The 25,143-nt window shown below is 41.9% G+C and carries 25 protein-coding genes and 1 pseudogene; 13 read left to right on the top strand and 13 right to left on the bottom strand.

Annotation, left to right across the window (positions count from 1 at the left end; all coding sequences use genetic code 11):
- Positions 1-645 precede the first annotated feature (645 nt).
- Complete coding sequence (locus MUK70_RS10745; RefSeq protein ID WP_234658545.1) at positions 646-1,254, bottom strand: NAD(P)H-dependent oxidoreductase; 609 nt, start codon at positions 1,252-1,254, stop codon at positions 646-648.
- Between the two features lie 251 nt (positions 1,255-1,505).
- On the opposite strand from MUK70_RS10745, the gene MUK70_RS10740 reads away from it, so the two are divergent.
- Positions 1,506-1,880, top strand: a complete 375-nt coding sequence (locus tag MUK70_RS10740) for a winged helix-turn-helix transcriptional regulator (protein WP_234658543.1) — start codon at positions 1,506-1,508, stop codon at positions 1,878-1,880.
- Positions 1,881-2,071: 191 nt separating this feature from the next.
- Here the strand turns inward: MUK70_RS10740 and MUK70_RS10735 are convergent, their stop codons facing one another.
- Positions 2,072-2,395 (bottom strand): helix-turn-helix domain-containing protein, encoded by a 324-nt coding sequence (locus tag MUK70_RS10735; RefSeq protein WP_234658542.1) that lies wholly within the window; start codon positions 2,393-2,395, stop codon positions 2,072-2,074.
- Positions 2,396-2,912: 517 nt separating this feature from the next.
- On the opposite strand from MUK70_RS10735, the gene MUK70_RS10730 reads away from it, so the two are divergent.
- Positions 2,913-3,419, top strand: a complete 507-nt coding sequence (locus MUK70_RS10730) for a hypothetical protein (RefSeq protein WP_234658541.1) — start codon at positions 2,913-2,915, stop codon at positions 3,417-3,419.
- A 380-nt stretch (positions 3,420-3,799) separates the two neighbouring features.
- Here MUK70_RS10730 and MUK70_RS10725 read toward each other — a convergent pair whose 3' ends face one another.
- Positions 3,800-4,108 (bottom strand): P-loop NTPase family protein, encoded by a 309-nt coding sequence (locus tag MUK70_RS10725; protein ID WP_234658540.1) that lies wholly within the window; start codon positions 4,106-4,108, stop codon positions 3,800-3,802.
- A gap of 138 nt (positions 4,109-4,246) precedes the next feature.
- Positions 4,247-4,705, bottom strand: coding sequence for a hypothetical protein (locus MUK70_RS10720; RefSeq protein ID WP_244784796.1), 459 nt, complete (start codon positions 4,703-4,705; stop codon positions 4,247-4,249).
- A 17-nt stretch (positions 4,706-4,722) separates the two neighbouring features.
- On the opposite strand from MUK70_RS10720, the gene MUK70_RS10715 reads away from it, so the two are divergent.
- The gene (locus tag MUK70_RS10715) at positions 4,723-4,956 is read left to right on the top strand and encodes a hypothetical protein (RefSeq protein WP_244784794.1); all 234 of its coding nucleotides are present in this window, start codon (positions 4,723-4,725) and stop codon (positions 4,954-4,956) included.
- Between the two features lie 26 nt (positions 4,957-4,982).
- Here MUK70_RS10715 and MUK70_RS10710 read toward each other — a convergent pair whose 3' ends face one another.
- Positions 4,983-6,704 carry a serine hydrolase gene (locus MUK70_RS10710; protein ID WP_234658537.1) on the bottom strand — a complete coding sequence of 574 codons (1,722 nt, stop codon included), beginning with the start codon at positions 6,702-6,704 and terminating at the stop codon, positions 4,983-4,985.
- A 455-nt stretch (positions 6,705-7,159) separates the two neighbouring features.
- Between MUK70_RS10710 and MUK70_RS31265 the strand changes: the two are divergent.
- The 8 genes and pseudogenes from MUK70_RS31265 to MUK70_RS10675 form a co-directional block, all read left to right on the top strand.
- A pseudogene (locus tag MUK70_RS31265) lies at positions 7,160-7,330 on the top strand (IS982 family transposase); the annotation flags it as partial.
- Between the two features lie 179 nt (positions 7,331-7,509).
- Complete coding sequence (locus MUK70_RS10705; RefSeq protein WP_234658536.1) at positions 7,510-8,232, top strand: SDR family oxidoreductase; 723 nt, start codon at positions 7,510-7,512, stop codon at positions 8,230-8,232.
- A 101-nt stretch (positions 8,233-8,333) separates the two neighbouring features.
- A complete protein-coding gene (locus MUK70_RS10700) occupies positions 8,334-9,002 on the top strand; it encodes a DUF2652 domain-containing protein (protein ID WP_234658535.1) in 669 nt (222 codons plus the stop codon).
- 49 nt (positions 9,003-9,051) lie between these two features.
- Positions 9,052-10,092 carry an NAD(P)-dependent alcohol dehydrogenase gene (locus MUK70_RS10695; RefSeq protein WP_234658533.1) on the top strand — a complete coding sequence of 347 codons (1,041 nt, stop codon included), beginning with the start codon at positions 9,052-9,054 and terminating at the stop codon, positions 10,090-10,092.
- A gap of 18 nt (positions 10,093-10,110) precedes the next feature.
- Positions 10,111-11,022, top strand: coding sequence for a helix-turn-helix domain-containing protein (locus tag MUK70_RS10690; RefSeq protein ID WP_234658531.1), 912 nt, complete (start codon positions 10,111-10,113; stop codon positions 11,020-11,022).
- A gap of 115 nt (positions 11,023-11,137) precedes the next feature.
- Entirely contained in the window at positions 11,138-12,550 is a 1,413-nt protein-coding gene (locus tag MUK70_RS10685) for an aldehyde dehydrogenase family protein (RefSeq protein WP_234658529.1), read from the top strand.
- Positions 12,551-12,626: 76 nt separating this feature from the next.
- Positions 12,627-13,619 (top strand): zinc-dependent alcohol dehydrogenase family protein, encoded by a 993-nt coding sequence (locus MUK70_RS10680; RefSeq protein ID WP_234658528.1) that lies wholly within the window; start codon positions 12,627-12,629, stop codon positions 13,617-13,619.
- A 150-nt stretch (positions 13,620-13,769) separates the two neighbouring features.
- Entirely contained in the window at positions 13,770-14,573 is an 804-nt protein-coding gene (locus MUK70_RS10675; protein WP_234658527.1) for an AraC family transcriptional regulator, read from the top strand.
- 79 nt (positions 14,574-14,652) lie between these two features.
- Here MUK70_RS10675 and MUK70_RS10670 read toward each other — a convergent pair whose 3' ends face one another.
- Complete coding sequence (locus MUK70_RS10670; RefSeq protein ID WP_234658526.1) at positions 14,653-15,024, bottom strand: NIPSNAP family protein; 372 nt, start codon at positions 15,022-15,024, stop codon at positions 14,653-14,655.
- A gap of 11 nt (positions 15,025-15,035) precedes the next feature.
- Complete coding sequence (locus MUK70_RS10665; RefSeq protein WP_234658525.1) at positions 15,036-16,010, bottom strand: NADP-dependent oxidoreductase; 975 nt, start codon at positions 16,008-16,010, stop codon at positions 15,036-15,038.
- A gap of 288 nt (positions 16,011-16,298) precedes the next feature.
- Here MUK70_RS10665 and lipB point away from each other — a divergent pair, with 288 nt between their 5' ends.
- Positions 16,299-16,991, top strand: a complete 693-nt coding sequence (gene lipB, locus MUK70_RS10660; protein WP_234658524.1) for a lipoyl(octanoyl) transferase LipB — start codon at positions 16,299-16,301, stop codon at positions 16,989-16,991.
- 229 nt (positions 16,992-17,220) lie between these two features.
- Here the strand turns inward: lipB and MUK70_RS10655 are convergent, their stop codons facing one another.
- From MUK70_RS10655 to MUK70_RS10635, 5 genes are all read right to left on the bottom strand, one after another.
- Positions 17,221-17,907, bottom strand: a complete 687-nt coding sequence (locus tag MUK70_RS10655) for an alpha/beta fold hydrolase (RefSeq protein WP_234658711.1) — start codon at positions 17,905-17,907, stop codon at positions 17,221-17,223.
- Between the two features lie 212 nt (positions 17,908-18,119).
- Positions 18,120-19,190: a serine hydrolase gene (locus MUK70_RS10650; RefSeq protein ID WP_244784792.1), complete on the bottom strand. Its 1,071-nt coding sequence runs from the start codon at positions 19,188-19,190 to the stop codon at positions 18,120-18,122.
- 1,092 nt (positions 19,191-20,282) lie between these two features.
- Positions 20,283-21,662 carry an aldehyde dehydrogenase family protein gene (locus tag MUK70_RS10645; RefSeq protein ID WP_234658521.1) on the bottom strand — a complete coding sequence of 460 codons (1,380 nt, stop codon included), beginning with the start codon at positions 21,660-21,662 and terminating at the stop codon, positions 20,283-20,285.
- 74 nt (positions 21,663-21,736) lie between these two features.
- Entirely contained in the window at positions 21,737-22,348 is a 612-nt protein-coding gene (locus MUK70_RS10640; RefSeq protein ID WP_234658520.1) for a Crp/Fnr family transcriptional regulator, read from the bottom strand.
- 43 nt (positions 22,349-22,391) lie between these two features.
- Positions 22,392-23,282 carry a LysR family transcriptional regulator gene (locus MUK70_RS10635; RefSeq protein WP_234658518.1) on the bottom strand — a complete coding sequence of 297 codons (891 nt, stop codon included), beginning with the start codon at positions 23,280-23,282 and terminating at the stop codon, positions 22,392-22,394.
- A gap of 73 nt (positions 23,283-23,355) precedes the next feature.
- Between MUK70_RS10635 and MUK70_RS10630 the strand changes: the two genes are divergently transcribed.
- Entirely contained in the window at positions 23,356-24,804 is a 1,449-nt protein-coding gene (locus tag MUK70_RS10630; protein WP_234658516.1) for a pyridoxal phosphate-dependent decarboxylase family protein, read from the top strand.
- A gap of 64 nt (positions 24,805-24,868) precedes the next feature.
- On the opposite strand, the gene MUK70_RS10625 is transcribed toward MUK70_RS10630, so the two are convergent.
- Entirely contained in the window at positions 24,869-25,078 is a 210-nt protein-coding gene (locus tag MUK70_RS10625) for a hypothetical protein (RefSeq protein WP_234658515.1), read from the bottom strand.
- Positions 25,079-25,143: the final 65 nt, after the last annotated feature.

Raw genomic sequence — 25,143 nt, 5'->3', positions numbered from 1 at the left:
CTTATTCAAACTGTAATTTCTCAAACTACGCGATAGATTAATGGCGATAAATATAGGTTAAAATTCCACTTTCATATTTAAAGTAAAATTTTAAAAATGGAAAAGCCACGTCAAAAAAAGAGGCACTGAATTTCTTTCACAATTAAAGGTTGAAAAGAGCAGAAACCTATCGGAAAGTTTCATAAAGGTTTATTCTTTCTCAAACAAATTGTAGCTCCATGAGCAGTCGATCCTATTAGAAAGATCCCTATTTAGCTTTTCTGAATGCAAATCCGTACGCATTGCCAAGAATTAGATATCCAAATTTGTTTGATATTTTTCCATAAATGTCCTAAATTTATATCATCAGTCAAAATGTCTTCAAAATCCATTTCCTCCAGAGAAGTATTGAAGTCACCAAAACCTCACAATAAAACCCTCTTTATCGACTGTAAAGAGGGTCTGTGGTGTCCAACTTGATCCTTTCGAATCTATTCTTTCCTGATGCAGGCTTATGGAGATATTAAATTATTTAAACCCCTTCTTTAAAACTAAAATAATTAGTATGAATGAGGAATGACCACGTTCAGCGAAATTGGGGCCATATATGGAATAATCCCCAATCTAAGTATTACTTTGTTTATGTGCAGAACTGAATTGATATGACTAAGACAAACCAAAAACTTTTTCTAAATGTTCGGGATACCTTTCTAATGTGCCTGAGATGTCGCCATCTTTGTAAATATCAAAACAATTGTAATCCGGCACAGTTTCTACCCCACAAAAACGATAAGTCGCTGTAATATGTATTAAGGCATCAGTTGTACTTCTACCTTCATACAAAAGCTGATCGCTATTGCCAAAACTTTCCTGTGGCGCATTCCACGTACTACTAACCATAAATTTCTTTCCCATCATTTTTCCACCTGTTCCATATTGTCTGGTCGGATCCTGACGTGTTCTGCCGTCATTTACAAAGAATGTCGTTTTAATGAATCCGCCGTCAAAAACTTCATCCACGTATTTTTTATATATCCAAGGCGCACTAAACCAATTAATTGGGGTCTGTAAAATGATGATATCTGCTGCCAGATGTTTTTCTACCTCTACATCCACATTATATCCATCCTCAACTTTAGTTTCTAAAACTTCGAAATCCTTTGACAGGAAAAAGTCTTTTGCTTTTTGATGAAATGCCTGATTTAATAATCCCTCCGACCGATTAGGGTAGGTTAAATGTGCATTGATCAAGAGTACTTTTTTTGTTGCATTCATTTTAATTCTATTAAGTATTATGATTTTGTGGTTGGTTTACCATTTTATACAATCTTTTAACATTCCGTTGTTAAAAGATGATCAGCAGTAATTACCTATAACTAATTTCAGTATCATAGATATGCGAATCAGTCACTAATACATCGGGAACAGCCTTCAGTTAATAAAGCAAAATTATGTATATTTGCTTGTATAAAGTAAGTTGTAACCAAAAGGTTAGTACTATCATAAAGGTTAGTTGCATAATGTAGATGGAAAGTGAAAACGATAAAAACGAATTCAAAAGTTTTGCCTGTTCTCAAAGTTTAAAGGCTATTGAGGATGTTCTGCATGTTCTAGGAGGTAAGTGGAAATTGCGCATTGTAGTGGGAATCGCTAGTGGATATAATCGCTTTAATGAATTACAGAGGGCCGTGGAAGGTATTTCTGCTAGGGTGTTGTCAAATGAGTTGAAGGATTTGGAAACAAATGGTGTTATAGTTCGTAAAGTTGAAGCGGGAGCTACACCTGTTATTGTTACTTATGAGCCAACTGAATATGCTAAGACAGTTATGCCCATTGTAAATACACTAGCTGATTGGGGAAAAAATCACAGAAATAAATTACAGAATGAATCTCATTTGTAAAGGATCAAAATGAAAGACACTGGACATTTGAGCAGGATCTTCCATTTGTAAGATGTTAAATCGGCAGAGCTATCTTTACATCGACTTCAATTAATCTATTCTTTAAAACTTCTCCAATATTAGCAAGCAGAGCCAAATTCTAGCTATTCGATGTTACCTGGTTTACTGTGGACCAATTGGAAGCTGCAGATTCATATTAGGCGGTTTATTGACAACTGTTCTAGTTTTGCAATCGTCTTGCGGAACGGAACGACACTTCCTTCTTCAAGTTTCCTTATTTGCGCAGCGTCCATTCCGAAGATCATTCCGAATTTCTTATAGCTCAACCCGTGTCGGTATCGATATTGTTTCAGCCTGACTTTCAATGTACTCGTATCAAACTGCCATGGCGAGTATCTTAAAAACACAACTATGCGTGGATAATATGAGATTTTCGGCTGACTCCGGTAGTTCTCCCAATACGTGATGCAATCTTCGACTACGCCTAGTGACCTCGCGACCGCCGCCTGTGACATGTTTAAATCCATCCTTCTGTGCCGTAAATGTACGCCTAAAGTGACGGGTTTATGTGGATAGCTGATTAGGCACGGCTTAGATGTGCTCTTATCTAGGGTTAGACTAAAAGATTGTACATAAACGACCACCAGCCTTTTGAAAGCTATATATGGAGCAAATATGAGCACCCATATAGTTGAAAGCATATTACCATGCTTCATGGCAGCTAGTTCCGGTGAGCATATTTTGAGAAAAGGTAAACTTCAAACTCTTCAATATTCAAAGATGGCGGTGAGATTTACACGTAGCAAACATCTCACTAGACAAAAAGCTCTACCGAACCCGCGGTACTTTTCGTTCAATCTTTTAATTTAACCCAAGTTTGTGAAAATAATTGTAATAGTACATTCAGGAAAGTAAGCTGAGCAATAAAGAGCAAAATTTCATGGTTGGCTTCCAGCTATTTCACAAGTTGATACAACGTTTCTTATCAATCTTGTGTCATTAAAATAGCTAGTTTTCTAAACCGGTAATCGCATGATTAAAAAACAAAACCTTCCCTTTAAGCGGATTTTATTGACAGTACTATTTCTTAATATTTTTACTGGCTGTAAAAAAGCTCATACAGACCCCTGTGAGGGGCTGCTCAATGAAAGTCCACCGGCGAAGATTATCGTAAAATTCATTGATAAACAAACCAGGGAGCCGTTGATAGTTGATACCGCATTTATAAAAATAACCGACAAACGATCCGGGACTGCTTATAAAAACTGGAGTGTTATAAATACAACCGGATTTGACGCACTGAATGGCTCGCTAACCATTGGATTTTTTAATGAGACGCCAGGTGAATATCAGTTTAACATTCAGCTAGGCAATAAGGGAACGGCAGTGCTTTCTTACCAGGTGAGCAGAAAAGAAACAGATAATCCTTGCAGGCCTGACAGTTACCCGATTGGTGAAATCAAGATTGTAAATCAATCCTTTGAGCATTTTCAATATGAAAGCAGAGCCTATCCCAACATCCTGATAACAGCACTATAACAGGCTTAGTATTGATGAAAGCACATTAATTCATAGATTTCAAAAACTGGTTTACTATTCTTTTTCCAAATTTTGTAAAAAAATAAAGGCTAATGGAAACAGTGGTAATCCATTTGTCGAACCGGTACTGGTTTACACCAACATTATTGGCGGACGGGGATGTTTTGGTGCTTATCATACGGGTAGTTTGCTGATAAATCAGTAGATTATTTAATCAGATTTTCAATGCGTTGCTATACATTAAATGGCCGTATCCGTTGCTGAACTTCAATTAAAAATTGATAAATGCTTCCCAGCAATCTTGGATTTTTGTAACTTCAGGGATGCAAGGAAGAAAAAACTACCCCGCGCGACGGCCACCGAAAAATTGTTCACGAATTTCAAATTATCAGAGCGGAGCCTATGGCATGATTTACCTCATATAGAAAAACGACAAGATCAAACATGGACTGCCATTCCTCTCCCCAGCTGACAAGTGAGCCACCGACAATGTAATGATCCAGCGCCGACAAAGATTCGTTAAGCATTTGGTTTCGAACTGCCGGATCCCGTTCTACCGTGAACGGAATATCAGACTGTTTCCAAAAAAACAGGTCCGTGTCGAAATACGGGCTGGCCAGCTTTTCCGACAACGCCCTACCCAGCGTCGTCGACCCAGCACAGGATGCGCCCATTATGAGGATTTTCATATGACAAAAGTAGTACTGTCACTCGTATCTTCCTGGCCAATCGCTCAAAAAAGCAGGTTAAATGTCTCCCTGGCATTAAGCACTGCTACACTTTGAGGCGACCAGCCGTTGAGCAGAATCGCGACGGTCAGTTTGTGCTCAGGGTAGGTAAAATACCTTTCCCACGAACTCGTACACATGGCCGTCATGCTCGACGGCAGTGCCGTGGTCGGTCTCAATTTTCATCAATCCCAGGCCATACTGCTTGTAATATTTCAGTTCGTCGGGAAGCGTCTCCGGATAGATGTCCTGATAGGTATGCATGAGCGCCAAAGAGGGGGGAAGTACTTCTCCCGTTAGCAAGGCTTGCAGAAATACGACCTTTTGTCCAGAAAAACCTGGTTCGAAAAGAAAACAATCCCAAGGCAAAGGGTGAATGTTGAAAGGGCGAACGGCAAAATGGCCCGGGCCGAAAGAAGCCTTTTCGAGCGCACCGGCAATGCGGATGATCCAAAAATTTATGTAGAGAAAGCGTACGATCGGATCGAGTTGGAAATCGATGCCAAAGGGAAACCTGGCAATATTAAAGAGATATTCGCCCAAAAGTGAGCTGATCACAGTGAACGAATATCAGTATGACAACAATCCCCAACCCATTCAAAAGGTTGTATACAATCCAGGGCACCCTTTTTGATGGTCAGGAACATTTACTTTCAACCAATAACCGGACCAAAGTCACCGTCACTTATCCTGCTAACGGAAAGGTTGTCGTATTGGATTACACATTCAAATACAACGTGGACGGCTATCCGAAAGACGGATTTTATTCCAATCGCAGGGCGCTGGATATGCAGTATAAATGTCGGTAACGGAGTTGAAGGGATCAGTCGGCACTCTATTTTGCATCCGCTGCAAAGTCCGGGGGCAATTTTTTAAACCATAAATTCACAACACGCCCGTTCGTCATGCGAAGGCCTGTGATCTCGTCGGAAGTGCTGCGTACAATGTCTATATTTTGGACAAACCACCAGGGAGCACTTAACCGGTCCTTATTGACCACATTCAGATCCACTTCCCCATGATGCACATGAACGAGTTTTAACTTGTTGTCTTTGAGGTTTATTGTATAAATCGTTTCCAGCTCAGGACTGTAATATTGGCCAGTAAAATCTTCCTTTTTTATGTCTGAGTCCTGCCTGGGTTGCACGCGGTTCCCAGGATGTTCACCATTTTGCCGCAATGTGATCTTTTTTACCTGGCCTTCTTTAGACTTGTGAAAAATGACAGAAGCCTCGACCACTTTCAGAAAGAATGTTGTGTCGGATGAAGGGAAGATCTCAGCTTGCGGTTGCTCGGTTGCCTGGGTAAAATATCGGTCCCCTTCTTTTCTGAAATTCATAATAAACCCGGGCTCCTCGGCCAGTTCATAAGCGCCGGCATAATTTCTGAAAAGCGTAGAGTCAAATTTATAATTTTCGTTTGTGGCCACAGCAGCTGGTTTTTTGACAACATTCTTCTCTTCTTTAAACAAGGAAGCCATGTAAATCCCAGCCAATTCAAATGCTTTCCGCTCCGGCGCAAATTCTGCCTGGTTGCTCAAAACTATGAAGCCATAATCCTCCTTCGGAAAATAGGTGATCGACGACCGGAAACCTGCATCAGCACCATTGTGACCATAGTAAGCCAGTCCTTTGTAATTGCCATGCGCCAACCCGAATGCATAAGGCAGCGTGTCGCCCTTCGTCAAGCGCCCGCGTTCGAGCATTTGTTTCATCACCGACGGTCCCCCGATTTGAGAAGTCTTAAAATTTTTAATCCAAAATAAAAGGTCATTAACTGTTGTAAATAAGCTGGTTGCACCCACATTACCATAACTTAAAATTGCTTTTTCAAATGCTCCCTCCTTTTCCTGCGACTTGTGAAAAGAGTATGCGCGCCCTTTCACAATCTGCTCCTGATCATCGTAGAACAGCGTATTTTTCATCCCCAACGGCTTAAAAACTTCCTGCTCCATCCACTCCGCGAATGGCTTTTTCCCCACACGGCTTACAATTTCAGCTAGAAGGGTATAACCGGTGTTGCAATAAGCGAATGCACTGCCCGGCTCAAAATTCAGCTCCTTCTGCCTTTTGATCAGATTAAACACATGTTCCTTGGTAATGACGTCGTCCAGCCGCCAGCCTGCCATCGATAACAGGTTCCACTGGTCGCGCAGGCCGCTTGTATGATGGATCAGGTGGCGGATTGTGATGGTTTTGCCAAAATCCGGGACCTCCGGGATGTATTTGCGGATGTCATCGTCCAGCGAGAGTTTTCCCTGTTGCGCCAGCAGGACAACAGCATAGGCCGTAAACTGCTTTGAAACAGAGGCAACATGAAAAATCGTTTCCGGCCCGTTCTTTGCACCGGTCTCCACATCCGATTCGCCAAAACCTTTGGCATATATTAATTTGCCCTGATGAACAACCCCAAACGCTGCGCCGGGACTGCCCGGCTTGTTCCATTCCGTAAAAAGCGAATCCGCCCTGGCAGAGAGCCTTGCAGACTGTGCAATTGCAGGAGAAATGTGCTGTATGACAAGCAACGCGAGGGCAACTGAATAGAGTAAAGATTTCATTTCAAATGTAGAATATTGCGAAAGGGATAAACAAGGGGATAATTGACCGCTTGAAGTTAATTAAATCGAAACTTTGATCATACTTTTAGTGACAATTGGTAAAGCAGCCGTTTGGGTTGGTTTTCAGTTTCCCAGCAACCGCTTTCAATTGCATCGCTTTTTTACTTACCGGATAACGGTGGAGAATTCGGATGACTTGATCATCTGATTCCGTGGCAGATTGACCACCAATAGACTATTGTTCATTTATAGTTTGTTCGTTTAGTGTTAAATTATATTAAATACGGTTACATATCATATTATGCTTTGATAACATTGAGTCTATTCGACCAATGAGGTGCTTTTTGATGACGAATGCTGTCAAATTCAAGAGACCAGTTGTGCGGTTGATATTTGATGAAAAAAAATTTGCATTTTGCTGAAATTCAGTAAGTTAATAAGGGTGCCAGGCCGTAATAACAGTACACAATCTGAAAGCCAATTTTTCGACTATTGCCAAAATAGTTTTTCGAGACGAAATCAACGCTGATGGTAAATTTAGATTCTATCCGAACAAACCAAAGATGCCTGATATACAGATCATTGTTCTTTCATGCTTAGCTGAATCGTTGTCAATAGACTCGGAAATTATCAGCGTACTAGAAAACGGTAAGCTTTAAGGGAATGTTACAACATAACCCAATAGAATTACTTTATTCATGATTAGTATCACAATATTTGTGATATTTAAAGGTGTCTGTGGTCTGCGCGGAGAGGTTAGAAATGAATTCGATAAAACCGAGTTGTAACGTAAAAAATAAACAAAATGGAAACAGCAAATAATACAATCTTTATTTCAGGCGGTTCCGCGGGCATAGGCCTTGAAATAGCAAGAAATTTTAATGAAAAAGGAAATAAGGTAATTATCAATGGACGGGATGAAGACCGTTTAAGGCACGCTTTAAAGAGTCTACCCGGAGCCGTAGCTATGGCTGGTGATATGTCGATAGCAGATGAGAGAGTTCGTATTGTAGATAGTTTACAGCAGCAGTACCCCCAAACAAATATAATCATCAACAACGCTGGTACCGCAAACTTTTACAGTTTGGACCAGATCAAAGATTCATTTGATTTCGCACAGCAGGAAATAAATACCAATTACTTGGCAATTGTCCATTTTACAGAGTTAATGCTTCCTGGGCTGTTGGAAAAGGAACGGTCTGCTATTGTCAATGTGACCTCTCAGGCAGCCTATAGACCATTTTCCGTTGCACCTACCTACGCTGCAAGCAAAGCTGCTTTACATTTTTATACCCAATCACTGAGATCTGCTTTGGCTCAAAGCAATATTAAGATTTTCGAGCTGATCCCACCTTTGGTAAATACAGAATTTTCTACGGCAATTGGTGGGGCTTCACGCGGTATACCTCCATTGGAAGTTGCAGAAGAACTTATAAATGCCTTTAAAATCGATCAGCTCGACGTTCCGGTCGGCAAAGCAAAAGCAATTCATACCGTGATTCAAAATGCGCTGAAAACATTAAGCTAACTTCTGTTAACAGTTGGAGACTATGCTACATTTTGCAGCGATCCAGCTACATTTTCTATCTGCATACTAGTGAAATTTGCTGCATACCAAAGAATAAAGTTATGCAAAGGCCAAAGAATCTTGATCGGTCCGCCCGCAACCTGGATGAGATGGGTACCGTTTTGATTGTTGACATCAGTGGTTATACCAGATTTGTCCATGAAGCAGATTACATCCAGGGATCCAGGGTCATGACCCGCTTGCTTGGTGTATTGATGGAAACCAACCAGCTTGGTTTAAGAGTCTCTGAGATCGAAGGGGACGCAATTCTTTTTTACCTGCCTGGCCGGCCACCCTTACCGTCCATACTCAAACAGCAGTTTGAAGCAATGATCGATGGTTTTTGGGACTTGACCAGGCAAATGTCGGAATCTGTTCCGCAAGCTTCACGGCTATCCATCAAAATGGTCGCCCACTACGGAAGGATCATTGAATTTTCTCTTAAAGGATTTCGCAAATTATATGGGGAGGCCGTTATTGAGGCACACCGGTTATTGAAAAATAATGTTGATTCCAATACGTATATCCTGATTACCGAAATACTATTATCATTTCATCCTGATGATGCCTGCCAGGACCAGCGTGTTGTACACATGTGCGAAACTTACGATTTTGGGACGATTTGTTACAGGTATCTTCAATATAAGCGCCCTGGGCAATCCGACGACCAGCCATTCACTCAAAAAGTGATACAACATACCCCGATTGAGCTACATTTAGCAGCATCTTGAATCTGACCTTTGTAATAGTTAAACAATCATTCAAACAGCAAAGAAAGTTATGATTAACGCAAAAGGTTACGCTGCCCAAGATCCGCAGGCCGATCTGGCACCATGGGAGTTTCAGGTCCGTGAATTAGGTCCACACGATGTTCAGTTAAGAATTATGTATTGTGGCGTATGCCATACCGACCTGCATCAAATTCGGAATGATTGGTTTCCTGGGATTTTTCCGATGGTTCCAGGTCATGAAATTGTAGGGGAAGTCGTCGAAATCGGGGCGCATGTTAAAAAGTTCGCCAGAGGTGACTGGGCCGGGGTAGGTGTGATGGTTGACTCCTGTGGGGTGTGCCAGGAATGCGGGCATGACCACGAGAACCAATGTTCTAATGGCACCGTATGGACGTATAACAGCTTGGGTAAGGATGGATTGCCAACATATGGCGGATATGCAAATATTCTCGTGGTGAACGAGAAGTTTGCTTTACAGGTGTCCAAAGTGCTCGATCCCAAGGGTGTGGGGCCTTTGCTGTGCGCAGGGATTACAACCTACTCACCACTGCGCAGGCTCAATGTAGGCCAGGGACACAAGCTGGCGGTACTTGGCTTGGGTGGTCTGGGGCACATGGCCGTCAAATTCGGATTGGCCTTTGGCGCGGATGTGACGGTACTGAGCAATTCTCCTGCGAAACGTTACGATGCATTGGAACTTGGGGCTCATCACTTTATAGACATGAGCAATGTTGATGAAGCAGAATCTGTTAAGGGCACTTTTGATTTTATCATCGATTGTGTATCGGCCAAACATGATCTAAATTTATACCTGGGGCTATTAGCAAATGGCGGGACTCACATATGTGTTGGAATCCCGTCCGAACCTTTTGAATTATCGCCATTTTCACTTCTGTCTGGAAATAAATCGGTGACAGGCTCCGGGGCAGGAGGCTTGGCTGAAACCCAGGAAATGCTGGATTTTTGTGCAGCCCACAATATTACAGCCGACGTGGAATTGATAGATATAAAAAACATCAATGCCGCTTTTGAAAGGATGGTCCGTGGAGATGTCCGGTACCGTTTTGTAATCGACTTGGAAACACTCTAATTATAAAATCGACTAGCTATGAAACCGGAGAAAAAAGGAATGATGACCTTCAATTCCATCCCAGAGTTTCACAAAATATTAGGCACTGCTGAGCCTGGCCATCCATTGGTTAGTGTGATTAATTTCCAGGATCTTGGCGATTTTGCTACGGAAATTTCTGAAAAGGCGATCTACAATTTTTACATGATCTTGTTGGTGAAACGCTTTGACGGAAGAATCCGGTACGGCCAGAACTATGTGGATTTTGATGCAGGCCAGATCTCTTTTTTTTCTCCGGGACAAATACTTTCGACCAATGCCAATGCCAAGGAAGGCTGGATTCTGCTCATACATCCGGATTTCATCAGGGATCACCCTTTTGGTAAGATTATTAAGAATTTCGGTTTTTTTTCTTATGAAATTTATGAAGCCTTATTTCTTTCCGAGAAGGAAGAAAGCCTGCTTGATGCTGTGGCCGACAGCATTGCCCAGGAATGCCGGGTTAATACCGACCAATTCAGTCAAAAGATCATCATTGCGTTGATTGAAGTGCTGCTGAACCATGCCGACCGTTTTTATAATAGACAGTTCATTACCCGAAAACACCTCAATAATGACCTGCTTGCCAGGCTTGAAGGTATCCTGACTGAGTATTTTGATAGTGATAAGGTGAGCGAAGAAGGCTTGCCGTCAGTAGAAGACATTGCCGCCCAGCTATTTGTCTCACCCCATTATCTGAGTGATATGCTCAAATCACTCACTGGCCTGAATACGCAGCAGCATATTCAGAATAAACTCATCGAAAAGGCGAAGGAAAACCTGGCCGCAACAACACTTTCAGTTGGAGAAATTGCCTACCAGCTTGGTTTCAGTCATTCGCAGTCGTTTAACCGTTTTTTCAAAACGAAAACAGACCTTTCTCCGCTAGCCTACCGGAGGTCTTTCAACTAATAAAAATTACCCCTTTTTTCTTTCCTGACAGGTGCATCATGCACCTGTACGCTACCCTTATGCCTTAACGTAATTATCCACTTGTATATTTTTAAACTTTAAATAAACAACTATCATGAAAATGATTGAACGCATTTACATCAATGGGAATTTTGTTACACCACATGGCACAGAAACGTTCGAGCTGGTCAGCCCGACAAACAACACCCAGATTGGCACTGTCAGACTTGCCGATCAAGAGGATACCAGAGCAGCTATTGCTGCTGCAAAAAACGCCTTCAAAACATATTCGCGAACAACCCCAGCTGAGCGCATTGTCTATTTGCAGCGCATATATGATGCAGTCGAGCGCCGTCAGGATGACATTATTCAGGCGATGCTACTGGAATACGGCGGCACGCTGCAATTCACCAGAGAAGCAGCCAAGTCCTGCCTGGCCTTTATCGGATCGAACATAGACCTTCTCAAAAGCTTTGAATTTCAGCAAAGGCTGGGAGATTCCGAAGTATTGTTGGAGCCGCTTGGCGTTGTCGGCATCATCACGCCCTGGAATGCGAGCAGTGGTTTTATCTGCAGCAAATTATCGACTGCCCTGGCCGCCGGGTGCACGGCTGTGATCAAACCTAGTGAAATGAGCGCAATCCAGACCCAGGTCATCACCGAATGCCTGCATGAAGCGGACCTGCCAGCCGGCGTCTTTAATATCGTAACCGGCCGTGGAGAAATTGTTGGAAATGAGATCACGCTCAACCCGGATATCGCTAAAATTACCTTTACAGGTTCGACGGCAGTGGGTAAAATGATTGCCAAAGGCGCTGTCGACACTATGAAGCGTGTCACATTGGAACTGGGAGGGAAATCACCTAACATACTTTTGGAAGATGCTGATTTTCAGACGGCTGTACCCATGGCGGCATTGCTGGCTTTCATGAACAGTGGGCAGGCTTGTGTAGCAGGCACCCGGCTATTGGTACCTGAAAGCCGTCTTGAAGAAGTTGAAACCATTATGAAAGCCACTGTCGAAAATTTGAAAGTAGGCAACCCGGCAGACGAAGACACGGTAGTAGGGCCAATGGTGAGCAAAAAGCAGTATCAGCGCGTCCAGGATTACATCAAGATCGGTCAGGAGGAAGGTGCTCAACTCCTTGTAGGTGGCCAGGGGCATCCTCAGGGACTTGAAGCAGGTAATTTCGTTCGACCGACCGTATTCAGCCGTGTGAAGAATGATATGCGGATCGCGCGGGAAGAGATTTTTGGACCGGTGCTTTCTATCATCACCTATAAGGATGAAGAAGAAGCGGTTGAAATCGCAAACGATACTAACTATGGTCTATTTGCCTATATAAGTTCTGCTGATGAAGACCGGGCAAAAAAGATTGCCTTCAGAATACAAGCAGGGCGGGTTGCCATCAACCAGTTTAGCTTTGATTTGGTAGCACCCTTCGGCGGTTACAAACAATCAGGTATTGGCCGGGAATATGGCAAGTACGGGTTAGAGGCATTTTTAGAACCAAAAGCAATTTGCTAGTGGCGTTGAAGCGGGCAGGGCCTGGATAGGGCCCTGCCAATTAAAACATTTGTCAACCTGGAAAAAATGTAAGATCATGAAAGCACTAATTCTGAATCAATTCAATACCCCATTTGAGCTAACAGACCTGCCCAAACCACAAATAAGCAGTCAGCAAGTCCTGATCAAGGTTGTGGCAAGCGGTATCAATCCAATCGACCTGCAAATCAGGGCTGGTATGGTGCCTTTTGCACAAGTTAAATTACCCAATGCGGTACTTGGCACCGATATGTCGGGCATCATTACAGCAGTTGGAAAGGATGTAATAAATTTCCATGTAGGCGAGGCGGTATTTGGCATGGCAGGAGGGGTTGCTGGTATTCAAGGAACACTGGCTGAATATGTTGCCGCCGACCCTGCGCTTCTTGCAAAAAAACCGGATCAACTTAGTTTTAAAGAGGCAGCGTCCTTGCCGCTATATGCCATTACGGCCTGGGAAGCAATCGTCGAGCGTGGCGCAGTGCGAAAAAGAGATTCAGTGCTAATACAGGGAGGAGCAGGCGGGGTGGGGCACCTGGCGATCCAGATCGCGCAGGCCAGGGGCGCGGAAGTTTTTGCTACCGGCACAAGCAAACAAGCAGATGTGATCCGGGAATTCGGGGCATGGCCGGTCGATTTTGAAAGCCAGTCTGTACAAGACTATGTCAACGAGCTGACTGGCGATCTGGGCTTTGATATGATCCTTGATACAGTAGGTGGTGATGTCCTGGAAGCTTCGTTCGGCGCCGTGAAGCGCTATACAGGAAGGGTCGTGAGTGTGTCAGGTTGGGGAGCCCATAGTCTGACCTCTTTATCGTTCCGTGGAGCTAGTTTTTCAGGCATCTTTGCTTTGTACCCCCTGATTTCAGGAGTTGGAAGGGCGCGTCAGGGAAAGATACTGGCTGATGTGGCCATGCTGGTATCGACTGGTAAACTGTGCCCGACAGTATCTGACCTTGATTTTCCTCTTGAAGCTATTGAAGAAGCATATCGTTATCAGGAGGTGAAGACAGAGCTTGGTAAAGTTACTGTTTCGGTCAGCAACCCATAAACTCTCCAAATTGTCAAGAGACATTATTCCTTGATCCGGTAAGCTGTCCCTATCTGACTAATTACTGACATTTTCGACAAAGTGAAAATGACGTTTAAAACAAAGCCTTGTAGGTTAAATTCCTCTATTTTTGACTAAAAATAGTTAACAATGGCAGAGCAGCAGCAGAATAAATTTGCATCAATCGTCTGGGCGGTAACGGAAGATAAATTTTATAAAGACGAGATCATCCTTGAATTTCATTCGTTTGTCCGGATTATTTCCGGGGAAATGAAAGTGGTCCAGGCGGAAAATTCATATATGTTTGGTGCAGGGGATACATTACTTTTTCCACGCAATCAATTGTCAGCTGTAATCAAACGGCCAAAAGACGGACGGCCTTACAAAGCAGTTGTGCTCGGATTAACGACCGAACGGCTAAAAGAATTTTATACTAAACATACGTTACAGCCAATTCTGCCGCTTGCACATAAAACCAGGAAATTCGACCCACATCCATTATTAGACGGCTTTTTCGCTTCACTGGCGTCCTATTTCGAACTGGAAGACGAACTGCCGATCGACATTGCCAGGTTGAAGTTAGAAGAAGCTATTTCCATCCTCCGATCGCTTGACAACAATATTGATAGCCTATTGGCCGATTTCTCTCAGCCAGGTAAAATCAGTCTGGCTGACTTTATGGAAAAGCATTATATGTTTAATATGCCCATTGAAAAGTTTGGATACTTGACCGGGCGGAGCTTATCTACCTTCCACAGGGATTTTAAGAAGGCTTTTTATACTTCTCCACAAAAATGGCTTACTAAAAAGCGACTGGAACTTGCTCATTATCAACTCAGCGAAAAACATAGAAAACCTGTCGAAGTATATCTGGAAGCGGGGTTTGAAAATCTGTCACATTTTTCTTTTGCCTTCAAAAAGCAGTTTGGGTACGCGCCGACAAATTTGATCTGACCAGTATTTTAAATTTAAGCGTTCACCTTTCACCATTAAGGCAAGTACGCAACTGATTGCTCAGTTGCGTACTTGCTGTTTATTGTAACAAAAGGGAAGGATAATGGTTGAATGAGTGATCATCCACTGCTTGCCGCATCACGTCAATTAAATCTTTGGAATATCCACCAAACAGTTCCAGTCGGTTAATTTTCCAATCAACTTTGTATTTTTCTGAAACGGGTTTTATCATTTCAAGATGAGTGAGCAATGCCGCTTCACTGGCATAAGCTTCAATGATCAGGCATTCGAAGGTGGCAGGGTCAAAATAGCATTCATGCGTCAGCACGCTTTCAGGCCCTTCTTTTTTTACAACCTCCCTGGTTTCGGCTACCATTTGTTTAAAAGTCTGCCAGTCACTGGCCTTAACGGTGGCCCTGGCATGGAGCCTGACAATTGATTCACTCGACATATCCATTCGCATTAAGGCACAACGATGATTTTCCCGACTGTATTTTTTGTCTGCACAATTGTATGTGCTTTGTACATTTCTTCCAGCGGGAATACATGGGAAATGTGTGTTTTTACTTCACCCGACGACAGAAGTCTGGCCACATATTCCATATCATGCTCATAGGTTGGGTTAGGGGTCACATTGACCCTAAGCACCTTGACATTTTTTTCACTCAAAGCCCTCTCAACAAATTCAGTTTCTGGGTAGACGATCAGGCTGAGCAATGTACCGCCTGGCTTCAAGGCTTTGAGTGAACGCTCGATATGTTTGTCATCATCGCTCCATACACTGTCGTGAACGATGTCTGCATCTGTAACGAGCTCTTCAAAACGTTGTGATTTGTAATCAATGAATTCGTTGGCCCCAATTCCGAGGACAAAATCCCGGTTGTCCCCGGATGCTACACCGACAACATATGCCCCAAAATGTTTGGCGAACTGCACGCCATAATGGCCAACACCCCCGGAAGCTCCATGAATGATTACTTTATCGCCTTTTTTGATCTTTCCATGATTGACCAAAGAAACCCAAGCCGTCATGGCTGCCATAGTTGCACCGGCAGCTGCTTCGAAGGTTACATTGTCTGGTTTAAGGACAAGTTCGTTTTCAGGGGCAGCAATAAACTCTGCATAGGCATTTGCCTGTCCGATAAACTTGAAGTTGCCAAAAACTTGATCACCGATCTTGAACTTGGTCACACTCGCGCCTAATTCGGTCACAATTCCTGAAACGTCCCAGCCTAGAATAATATGCTCCTCGTTGCCTTGAGTCTGGTAAACCGCATCCAGATACGCCTTGTTGCGACGCACATAGGCATCTACGGGATTTACGCTAATGGCTTTCACCTGTACCAGTACCTCATTTGCTGCTATGGTGGGAAGGGGAACATCTGCCAAAACTAGATTTTGTGGCTCACCGACTTCTTTTAAAATGATTGCTTTCATATTTGATATATATTTTATGAAGCAAAATTAGTCAGCTCAGCAAAGAAGGGTTTTGCTTAGAGTGTCAAGTTTGCTTTGCTGAGAATGTCAATACGTTGACAAGCTGCAAGCTGGGTATGGGGCAAACACTAGAATAGCCTTCGAACTAGCCAAGGGATCAATCAAGCTGACTTTCATTTTAATCGATATTGGCACAATTCCGGTAAATTTGGGAGAAATCAAAAATTACTAAAGGATGAGCCTGTGAATATTCATTATATGATCGCTTAAGTATTTGAAGAGGATGACATGAGAACAAAAACATATTATGTAGACAAAAAAGTAATTCCTCACCAGACAGCGGTGGATTTCCAGATTGAAGAGCGGGCAAAGATTATATTACTTAAAACGCAAAAATTTGACACTTCGGAGTCGAATCTACTGATATTGTGTGAACACTATCCCATACTTACTTGTGGAAGTTCTGCCAAAGAAAGCCACCTGTTAATTGACAGAAGTGAACTTCCCAATGTTGGCCTCGAAATATCAACTATCAAAAGAGGGGGTGCGATCACCTTCCATGGTCCGGGGCAAATAGTAGGCTATCCAATACTGGATCTGGAAAATTTTAAAACAGACATTAGGTGGTATATTGAAACTCTGGCCAATGTCATCATTGATACGCTTGGGAATTATAATATATCGGGTTATTACGATCACGAATTTCCTGGCGTCTGGATTTATGATGAAGTGACTGCTAAGAAAAAAAAGATTTGTGCTGTCGGCGTGCATCTTTCCAGATGGGTAACTAATCATGGTTTCGCTCTAAATGTTAATAACAACATGAGCTTTTATCAGTATTTCATTCCCTGTTCTATTGATTCGCCAGACAGGGAAACAACTTCCTTGAGTAGGGAGATTGGATTTGATGTAAGTATTACCGAGGTCAAAAAAATAATCATGAAAAACTTTCAAAAGTATTTTTCAACTGAATTGATTTAGTTAACAGATAATCGATAGGAATGTTACCCTTGACTGGTCGCAGCTGTGGATTCAAATGCACCTTTTGTGAAAATATACTCGCCATAATTACCCAATCAAAAGCAATTAAAATTCTTTTAATGGTGTTAATATTCGTAACTACCATTGGTATAGATGTTAACCGTCTGGTGGGCGTTTATGCGGCGGCCACTGCCGTACAATCTTTTCATTTAACCCGGGACGACAATTTTTATCTCAATTTTGAAATCAATAGATTAAAATTGTCAATCACCAGGGTCGGTTCCTCAATCATAATGGCATGTCCTGATTTTGTTGTGGCAATATGGCTAAAATCAGTTACATTCTTTCCTAACAATTCGTGTGCGTTATACAGTATTTGCTTGTCTGATAAAGGATGGGTAGCATCCACTTGCATGCTGGTTAACACAATTACTGGTACATTCGGTAAAGAGGATGATTTACTGACGTATTGTAGGTCTTCTATAAATTCCCTAGCTTCAAATGCCACGCCGGAATTTGCACCACCGGCATTTTTGGCATTCTCGTAAAGCAGATCTTCATCAGCCTGCGAGGGATGGCTATAAAATTCGTGTGTGGGATCAACAAATAATAGGGCTGCCGTTTTCAGAGGATTTTTAATTGCGTAGTCTCTAATGATCAAACCGCCTAATGAATGTCCAATCAATATTACCTTTCTTCCGTTTGAAAATGTATTGATCACGCTTTCCAATTCGGTTCGTAACCGTTCAATATTTCTTGGAGTTGGGCCATTTTCTGATTTTCCATAACCTGCCCGGTCATACATGAGCACATCAGAGTTGCTGTTTATTTGTGAAGCAATAGCTTTTTCAGTCCATACCGTATGGTCGTTGCCTAATCCGGATTCAAAAACAACTAAATACTTGGTGTTTGTTATTGCAGAAAACGATGTTAGTTGTGGGTGATCAAATCAATTTTTGTCTCTTTAAACGAAGGTGTTGGGTCGTTCGTTTTTTTACAAGAAGCAACGAATACAATGGTGGCCAATGCTATTAATATAATTTTCATTTCTGACATTTTATTTAATTTTTTTTGCAAAGCTACTTTACTTTTGCAAAGCAGCAGTTGAGCACAAATTATCTTCTCAATTCAATTGGAAATTTGTTCCTTAACTTCTTGCACAAACGTTGGCTTTAATAAAATATTCTGATCAAAATAATTCATACCAACCTGCAAACGACTATTTTCTTCATTCGAAAGCTCATTGAAGAAGTAAGCAAACTCAACTTTGTTGCCTTTTTTGTCCGTAGCATAAACCGCCTTTGTCAGAACAAATAGAGTTGAACCTCCCTTTATTCCAATATGTTCAAATACATGCGAGTTAGCAGGATTCTCCAATAGGTACTCCATTATTTCATCCAGGTACTTCTGCTCTTCGATACTGAAAAATTTCCGGTCATTAATTTTTTTCAAAATGCCTGCATACTCAGTTACAGTAGAACCAGTCAGTCGGTCTGACCAAACTTTTTGAACATCCGTACCAAAGTCTCCCAAATCAGACTTGTATGATGGATCTATAAGCAATTTTTTATGAATCAAATTGATATAAGTTAAATAATCAGAATTACTCATGCCACGGAGCTTTTCCACAAGCAGGTTATCCTTTAAACCCGGAAATGCCTCCTTGCCCACAAAAAGTGACGAAGCCAGAAAAAACACTTTATCATGATTTTTAACTCCTAAATTTTTTAGCTCAGCTTCCACTTTTTCGGGTCCCAGTTTCTCAATCAGCCATTCCTGATTAGCATTTGAGCTAAACTGGATCATTCCCTTGGAGATTTCCCTAATACTTATTTTTTGATTTATTATTTTTGCAGAAACGGCTGAAAGCCAGTTTATGTGGGCACCGCCATCCGTACCGGAAACATTAAACTTTTCTAAGTCAGCGACAGGAACCATTTCAGCTGCATTAATTTCTCCGGCAGCGGCCTGTCTTGCATACTCAATCGCCAGAATAATTTTGGCCGTACTTGCCAAAGGCATCATTTTATCACCGTTGTGCAACGCAAATACCGTATCATTTCTCACTAACTTAATACTTGACCGTCCAGGATTTTCTTTTATAAATTTCAAAACGAAATCTTTATCAGGTGTAGGATCATTGGTTTTGCAACCTGTAACTACTAAAAGACATCCAAACATAATTTTGTTTAACATCATGGCTTTGATTAAATGGAAATATAGGGTTAAACTAAAAGATTGAACCAAAAGTACAGTGGGTTAGAGTTTTCTAACGAGGCCGTTTGTCAATCCTTGATTAAATTTCGCCCGAAAATGGCTACTGAGGCCATCAACGTACAAACCCTTCGTTCTAACATGCAAAAGTTAATGATTCTGCTCGCCGCAGTACTTCTATGCCCGGCTATCTCTGCCAAAGAAACATATTTCGAGTCAGCTGCTGATAGGCAGATGGCGTGGATAGATAACACCTCTCCGCAAAATACTCAGTCTTCCCTGAGTCAAGATATCCAAACCGTTGCTACTTTTATGACTACTAACGGTGATCGTATTCTCGCATTTAAAAGATCGCGGGAACGATACCTGACTCTCGGCTAAGCCTTGGGTAAATCGACAAATGCAAGTGATCGTACTGATATTAATACTCGCTTAATAGAGGAAGAAAAGCAGCATAAAAGACTGGAAGAGCTCATGGTGAAAGTTGCCGTTTCCCCTAAGGATTGGACGACTGCGGATTTGCAGAAGTTGAAAGCAGATCCTAAAGCGCAGAAATGTTCTAAGCGCTTGTGCGTGTCCGCGATGCTATTTATGGTGATGAGTATAGCGAGAAAATTAAAACGTACCTGATTAAGAAAATTCAGAATGTGATGCCTGGTGAAGAACCTATGACAGTATCAGAATTGCGTGGTCTTCTTGATAGGGTTAAAATAGTTGGCGGCGGCAAAGTAATCAGTAAATGAACGAAGGAATACAACCGATTTACACCCTGCCAACTTTGCCACACCAAACCCGCGTTACTTTCGGTTCAATCTTTTAATTTAACCCATTTTAGTGGAGTAGGGGCGGTGGCAAAGGATATGATCAAAGGCCTGCTTGATCAGAAACAGGTGCAGCAATTGTGAGAAAACCCTTCATGACTGGACAAACCAGCAATGTTAGCGGGTGGGAAGTACTACCAGTATTTCATAAAGCAAATGGCTGAACAACCCGTTTGCTTCGCAATTTAGATTATTCAGCCATTTAGCCAGGATTTTGAGCAGCGATCACCTTAGATATCGCTTTTGGGTAGCCTGATTAATAGTCAAACCATAGATTCAGGGCTTGTAATTTTTCAATAGTATACGGTGGTATAAGGAAGTCTACGCTATTGACGGTTGGCGCGTGTAGTATTGACTTAGCATGCGTCAATGCATCAAAACCAGGCTTTCCATAGTAGGTACCCATTCCTGAGGCGCCGACACCACCAAATGGCAAGGTAACAATGAACACGTGTATATTGCTCTGATTGACTGCGCCGCCGCCAAAAGACAATGTTTCAGCCAACAGATTTATAGTATCCTGATCCTGGCTAAATATGTAAGCCGATAGAGGCTTCGCTTTTTGTTTGATATTTCCAACAGCATCGCTAAGTTCGGAATAGGTCAAAACCGGGAGTATCGGGCCAAAGATTTCTTCATCCATGATCGGATCGTTCCACTTCACCGGATAAATTATGGTTGGTTCCATGAAACGGTTTAGCTCATCATGGGAACCTCCAGCTACTACTTTTTCTGCATCTATTAGTGAAACCAGCCTCTGAACAGATGATATGCTGATCATTTTTGAAAAATCAGGATTTGCTGCAATTTCATCGCCATACATTTCCGTAAGTGCTTTCTTTGACTCTTCGATAAAGCTGTCGGCCACGGACTCATGGATATAAACATATCCCGGTGATGTACACCACTGGCCACCCCAGCCAGTTGCCGCCCAGACCAGCTTACGCGCAGCATCTGCAACATTAGCAGTCTGGTCGATAATAACAGGATTTTGGCCGCCTAGCTCAAGTATCGTTGGCGTTAGGTGCTCTGCCGCTGCTTTAGCTACGATTTTACCGGTCTTGCTGCTGCCTGTAAAAATTATAAAGTCAAACGGGAGGGAAAGTAGTTCTTCGGACACTTCTTTTCCGCCATTTACCAAAGCCAATACCTCAGGTTCAAAGTACTGCGGAATCAGACTTTCGAGTAGTCCGCTTGTTGCGGGAGTTTGTTCATTAGCCTTCATCACAACAGTATTGCCTGCTGAGAGTGCGGCAATTGCCGGATTTATCAGCAGTATCAAAGGGCCATTATAGGGCCCTATAACCAATGTTGATCCGTAAGGTTCCCGGTATATTATTCCCTTGTGGCCGGAAGTGGCCAAGAATTTCGGAATGGGCACTTCAACGGGCTGCATCCATTGGACCAGTTGTGATTTAACAAACTGAATAATGCCAAGAGGGGCGTTAACCTCGAAGAGCTGTTCAGAGAAACATGTTTTGAAGTCTGTCTTAAGGGCCTCCAGGAAAGCAGCTTGATTTTCTGAAAGCATACGTTCCATGTTTTCAAGTTGGGTTATCCTCCATTCGTAAGTTTTAGAGACCTCGGTCAGAAAGTAGGCCTTCTGACGGTTAAAAATTTCTTTTATGGAATACATAGATATGAGATTTGTTGATCACAAAATTGCCCAATCACATCTCTTGTTGCATTCACATTTGTTAATAAACGAAATTATGCAGATTTCGATAGCTGTCTTATCCTGCTCAATGACTGAGGGACAATGCCCAAATAGGTTGCTATGTAATAATTGGAAAACATATTCAAAAGATGCGGCTCTTCCTCCAAGAGCTTCAGATAACGATGTTTAGCGGACATGGTCAAAAATGTTGCAATACGGTCATAAGTGTGGATAAATGCCCGCTCACTCAATTTTCTCATCCAACGCTCAAATACTGCACAGTTATCTAAAAGAAAATCCACTTCGGCCCTGGAAAAATGAATCGCCCGCACGTCTGTCAGTGCTTCCACAGTCAGGGTCGCTGCCTGGCCGGATACAAAACTTTTATAATCAACCGCAAACAAGTTTTTCACTGTACTGTGTGCATTATTAAAATGAAAGAACCAGGTAGTTGTTTTCCCATCTGTGTCTAGAAAAAAGGAAATTGCCTCTCCTGTGAGCACAAAAAACACCTGTTGGCAAACATCCCCAGCATTCAAAACAACTGCACCCTTTTTAATGGTTACTTCTCTGCAATGGGAGTCTATCAGGTTCTTTGATTGTTCATCAAGTTCAACATCTTCTCCCATTAGGTCAAAGAAAGATTTACAAAAGGGGTTTTCCATATCGTGATTTACTTGTCTTTTAGGAGGTAATACTGGAATTAGTCTATAAGGGATTAATTTTATAATGCTTTATGTAATCAATGATTTCTGGAAAAGCTGCCTCTGTGTTTGGTAGCCATAACATGACATTCTCTACCTTTTGCGGGATATCTTTAAGCTCAATATATTTTATTCCCTTATATCCCTTTAAACTGCTTACAGGCTCAATTGTCAGGCCGAACCCGGATTCAACCAGTCGGATTGCAGTACTTGCAAAGGGTGTCTCATGTATAGCCAAAGGGGTAAATCCCTCATGTGTAAAGATTGAATTGATCGTTTCGACAAATTTGGGTCCTTCAGCTTTGGGTGGCAAAATAAAGCGTTCATTTCTCAGGGCCAATAATCCTTTAAAATTATTCGCTTCGATAGGATAGTCCTTCGGCATAGCCAGGGCAAAATTTGTTCTGGCTATCAACATATGTCTAAATGCTTCGTCGATCTCGGGGTTAGATGCAAAACCAATATCAATTTCTCTACTTTTTAGCGCTTCATACTGTCTTGTGTTATTGAATTCTAACCAGACGAAACGAATTTCAGGATACAATTTATTTATAGATAAAATAAGATCTGGCAGGAAATATTGTAAAGCAGAATGCGTATAACCAATTCTAATTTCACCGGCCTGACCCACATAAAGTTTTTTTGTATGCTTAACCACGTGATCGAATTGGTTAAGAAGTTGCTCGGCTTCATTTTGAAAATATCTTCCAGCGGCTGTTAATATTACCTTGCGCTTGGTTCTTAGAAAAAGCGATACACCAATAAAATCTTCCAATTGTTTGATCTGCCTACTTAGAGCAGGCTGAGCAACGTGTGTCTGCTCGGAAGCTCTCGAAAAATTAAGCGTTTTACAGAGGATCAAAAAGTTTCGGAGTACAAGGGTATCAATGTCCATTTATTCAATTTTTGAATAAATATATTCAAATTTAGTATTTTTTTTCATGAGAATGATTGGATTATTTTGTTTCATGGATAAAGAAACAGATACTACCAATTGGTTTTCAGCAGTAAACTCTCCGGAGTATTTTCGTACAATTGGGTATGAACTGATTGATTTGCTTGCTCGCGAGCTTCAAATCGCAAATTCGCCTCTAAGTGAACAAAAAGCTATTGAGTGGAAGGAACCTGAGCAGATGTTGTCTCATTGGTCTGACGATTTTTCTTCTGAACAGGTCAGCGATCCAGTAACCCTGTTTAAGGAAATTCTAAGTCATTCCATAAATATGAATAGAAGAGGGAACGTTGGCCACCAAATTTCTGCACCACATCCGCTTAGTGTGATTACATCGATGCTAATGGCACATCTAAACAACGGTATGGGGGTTTATGAAGTGGGAATGACTGGTAATGCCATGGAGAAGATTATTATTGAGAAATTGGTCAACTTGTTTAATTTGCCATTAAGTGCCACAGGTTTTGTAACGTCAGGAGGGAGTTTAGGAAACTTGACTGCACTGCTGACAGCAAAAGCGCTCTACTTGAATAAGAGCCCCAATACCCCATTAGATAAGCTTGCCATACTTGTGTCCGATGAGGCACACTACAGTATAGAGCGGGCATTCGCGATAATGGGGATACCAGTTCAGAACCTCATAAAAGTACCGGTTAATAGTACTTTTCAAATGCGTACTGAGCTTCTTGAAGGTTATTATGCAGATGCTTGTAACGAAGGTAAAACTGTTTTTTGCATTGTAGGTTGTTCGTGTTCGACATCTACCGGGGCTTTCGATGACCTGACTTCAATTGCTTTATTTGCCAAACGACATGATATATGGTTTCATGTAGATGCTGCGCACGGCGGACCCGTTATCTTTTCAGATAGATATAAATATTTGCTGGAAGGAATTGAAGATGCTGATTCAATCATTATGGATTTTCATAAAATGATGTCTGTCCCATCATTATCGACTGCTGTAATCTTTGCACAGGGATGGCATTCCAGTTTAACATTCTCCCAAAATGCAAAGTACCTATGGCAAGATCAACAGCGCGAAGAGTGGTACAATTCTGGGAAAAGAACTTTCGAATGTACAAAACCCATGACTGTTATTCATGTCTATACATTATTGCGGGTTTACGGACAAGAGATATTCCAGCGGCAAATTGAACTCCAGTATGATCTGGCAAAAAGTTATGCGAAGCACATATCTCAAATTGGTCATCTTGAGCTTCTGTGTCAGCCCCAATCAAATATAGTTTGCTTTAGATACGTTGAAATCAATGCGGACCTCAATGAGGTTAACAAACAGATTCAGTTGGCAGTTATAAAAGAGGGGACATTTTATATTGTTGGAACCACATCTAATGGCGACTATTACCTAAGAATTTCTTTGATGAATACACGTACAACGCTTGACGATTTGAAAATGTTAACTAAAATCATTATTAGGAGGGGGAGAGAACTAGTCAAAAGATAGTATTTTGATTTATAGCACCAACCTTCTCGCTATCGTAAGTCATCAATACGCTGCTTGATTCCGATTACTCTATGGCCTTTAAAATCGTTGCAATATCATTTTCCAGATCGGCTAAGTCAAGGCCTCCAGCATTAGAAAAAAGTAACATCATTTGATTACCCGCTGTCTTACGGCTTAAAAGGCTGGTAGCCGGGAAGATCTCCTTTATGGTATGCAACATCCCAAACTCCCCCGTTTGCCTAAATACCAACCGTAGCCAAATTTTGGTTGACATGCTGGTGGAACATCGGAGCTTGTAACGACTTGGATAAAGAATCTTACGAATGAATGCGCTTGTCA

The sequence above is a fragment of the Dyadobacter chenwenxiniae genome (assembly GCF_022869785.1).
GTDB classification, from domain to species: domain Bacteria; phylum Bacteroidota; class Bacteroidia; order Cytophagales; family Spirosomataceae; genus Dyadobacter; species Dyadobacter chenwenxiniae.
The sequence above is the reverse complement of the archived record's forward strand: the minus strand, read 5'-3'. Positions and strand labels throughout refer to the sequence as shown.

Excerpts from the sequence above, each read along its gene's own strand:
- MUK70_RS10705 (WP_234658536.1), top strand. The coding sequence starts at position 7,510 with ATGGAAACAGCAAATAATACAATCTTTATTTCAGGCGGTTCCGCGGGC.
- MUK70_RS10730 (WP_234658541.1), top strand. The coding sequence starts at position 2,913 with ATGATTAAAAAACAAAACCTTCCCTTTAAGCGGATTTTATTGACAGTA.
- lipB (WP_234658524.1), top strand. The coding sequence starts at position 16,299 with ATGAGAACAAAAACATATTATGTAGACAAAAAAGTAATTCCTCACCAG.
- MUK70_RS10665 (WP_234658525.1), bottom strand. The coding sequence starts at position 16,010 with ATGAAAGCAATCATTTTAAAAGAAGTCGGTGAGCCACAAAATCTAGTT.
- MUK70_RS10640 (WP_234658520.1), bottom strand. The coding sequence starts at position 22,348 with ATGGAAAACCCCTTTTGTAAATCTTTCTTTGACCTAATGGGAGAAGAT.
- MUK70_RS10725 (WP_234658540.1), bottom strand. The coding sequence starts at position 4,108 with ATGAAAATCCTCATAATGGGCGCATCCTGTGCTGGGTCGACGACGCTG.
- MUK70_RS10710 (WP_234658537.1), bottom strand. The coding sequence starts at position 6,704 with ATGAAATCTTTACTCTATTCAGTTGCCCTCGCGTTGCTTGTCATACAG.
- MUK70_RS10630 (WP_234658516.1), top strand. The coding sequence starts at position 23,356 with ATGGATAAAGAAACAGATACTACCAATTGGTTTTCAGCAGTAAACTCT.
- MUK70_RS10635 (WP_234658518.1), bottom strand. The coding sequence starts at position 23,282 with ATGGACATTGATACCCTTGTACTCCGAAACTTTTTGATCCTCTGTAAA.
- MUK70_RS10700 (WP_234658535.1), top strand. The coding sequence starts at position 8,334 with ATGCAAAGGCCAAAGAATCTTGATCGGTCCGCCCGCAACCTGGATGAG.
- MUK70_RS10670 (WP_234658526.1), bottom strand. The coding sequence starts at position 15,024 with ATGTCGAGTGAATCAATTGTCAGGCTCCATGCCAGGGCCACCGTTAAG.
- MUK70_RS10735 (WP_234658542.1), bottom strand. The coding sequence starts at position 2,395 with ATGTCACAGGCGGCGGTCGCGAGGTCACTAGGCGTAGTCGAAGATTGC.
- MUK70_RS10690 (WP_234658531.1), top strand. The coding sequence starts at position 10,111 with ATGAAACCGGAGAAAAAAGGAATGATGACCTTCAATTCCATCCCAGAG.
- MUK70_RS10650 (WP_244784792.1), bottom strand. The coding sequence starts at position 19,190 with ATGATGTTAAACAAAATTATGTTTGGATGTCTTTTAGTAGTTACAGGT.
- MUK70_RS10745 (WP_234658545.1), bottom strand. The coding sequence starts at position 1,254 with ATGAATGCAACAAAAAAAGTACTCTTGATCAATGCACATTTAACCTAC.
- MUK70_RS10740 (WP_234658543.1), top strand. The coding sequence starts at position 1,506 with ATGGAAAGTGAAAACGATAAAAACGAATTCAAAAGTTTTGCCTGTTCT.
- MUK70_RS10680 (WP_234658528.1), top strand. The coding sequence starts at position 12,627 with ATGAAAGCACTAATTCTGAATCAATTCAATACCCCATTTGAGCTAACA.
- MUK70_RS10685 (WP_234658529.1), top strand. The coding sequence starts at position 11,138 with ATGAAAATGATTGAACGCATTTACATCAATGGGAATTTTGTTACACCA.
- MUK70_RS10695 (WP_234658533.1), top strand. The coding sequence starts at position 9,052 with ATGATTAACGCAAAAGGTTACGCTGCCCAAGATCCGCAGGCCGATCTG.
- MUK70_RS10645 (WP_234658521.1), bottom strand. The coding sequence starts at position 21,662 with ATGTATTCCATAAAAGAAATTTTTAACCGTCAGAAGGCCTACTTTCTG.
- MUK70_RS10625 (WP_234658515.1), bottom strand. The coding sequence starts at position 25,078 with ATGTCAACCAAAATTTGGCTACGGTTGGTATTTAGGCAAACGGGGGAG.
- MUK70_RS10675 (WP_234658527.1), top strand. The coding sequence starts at position 13,770 with ATGGCAGAGCAGCAGCAGAATAAATTTGCATCAATCGTCTGGGCGGTA.
- MUK70_RS10715 (WP_244784794.1), top strand. The coding sequence starts at position 4,723 with ATGACAACAATCCCCAACCCATTCAAAAGGTTGTATACAATCCAGGGC.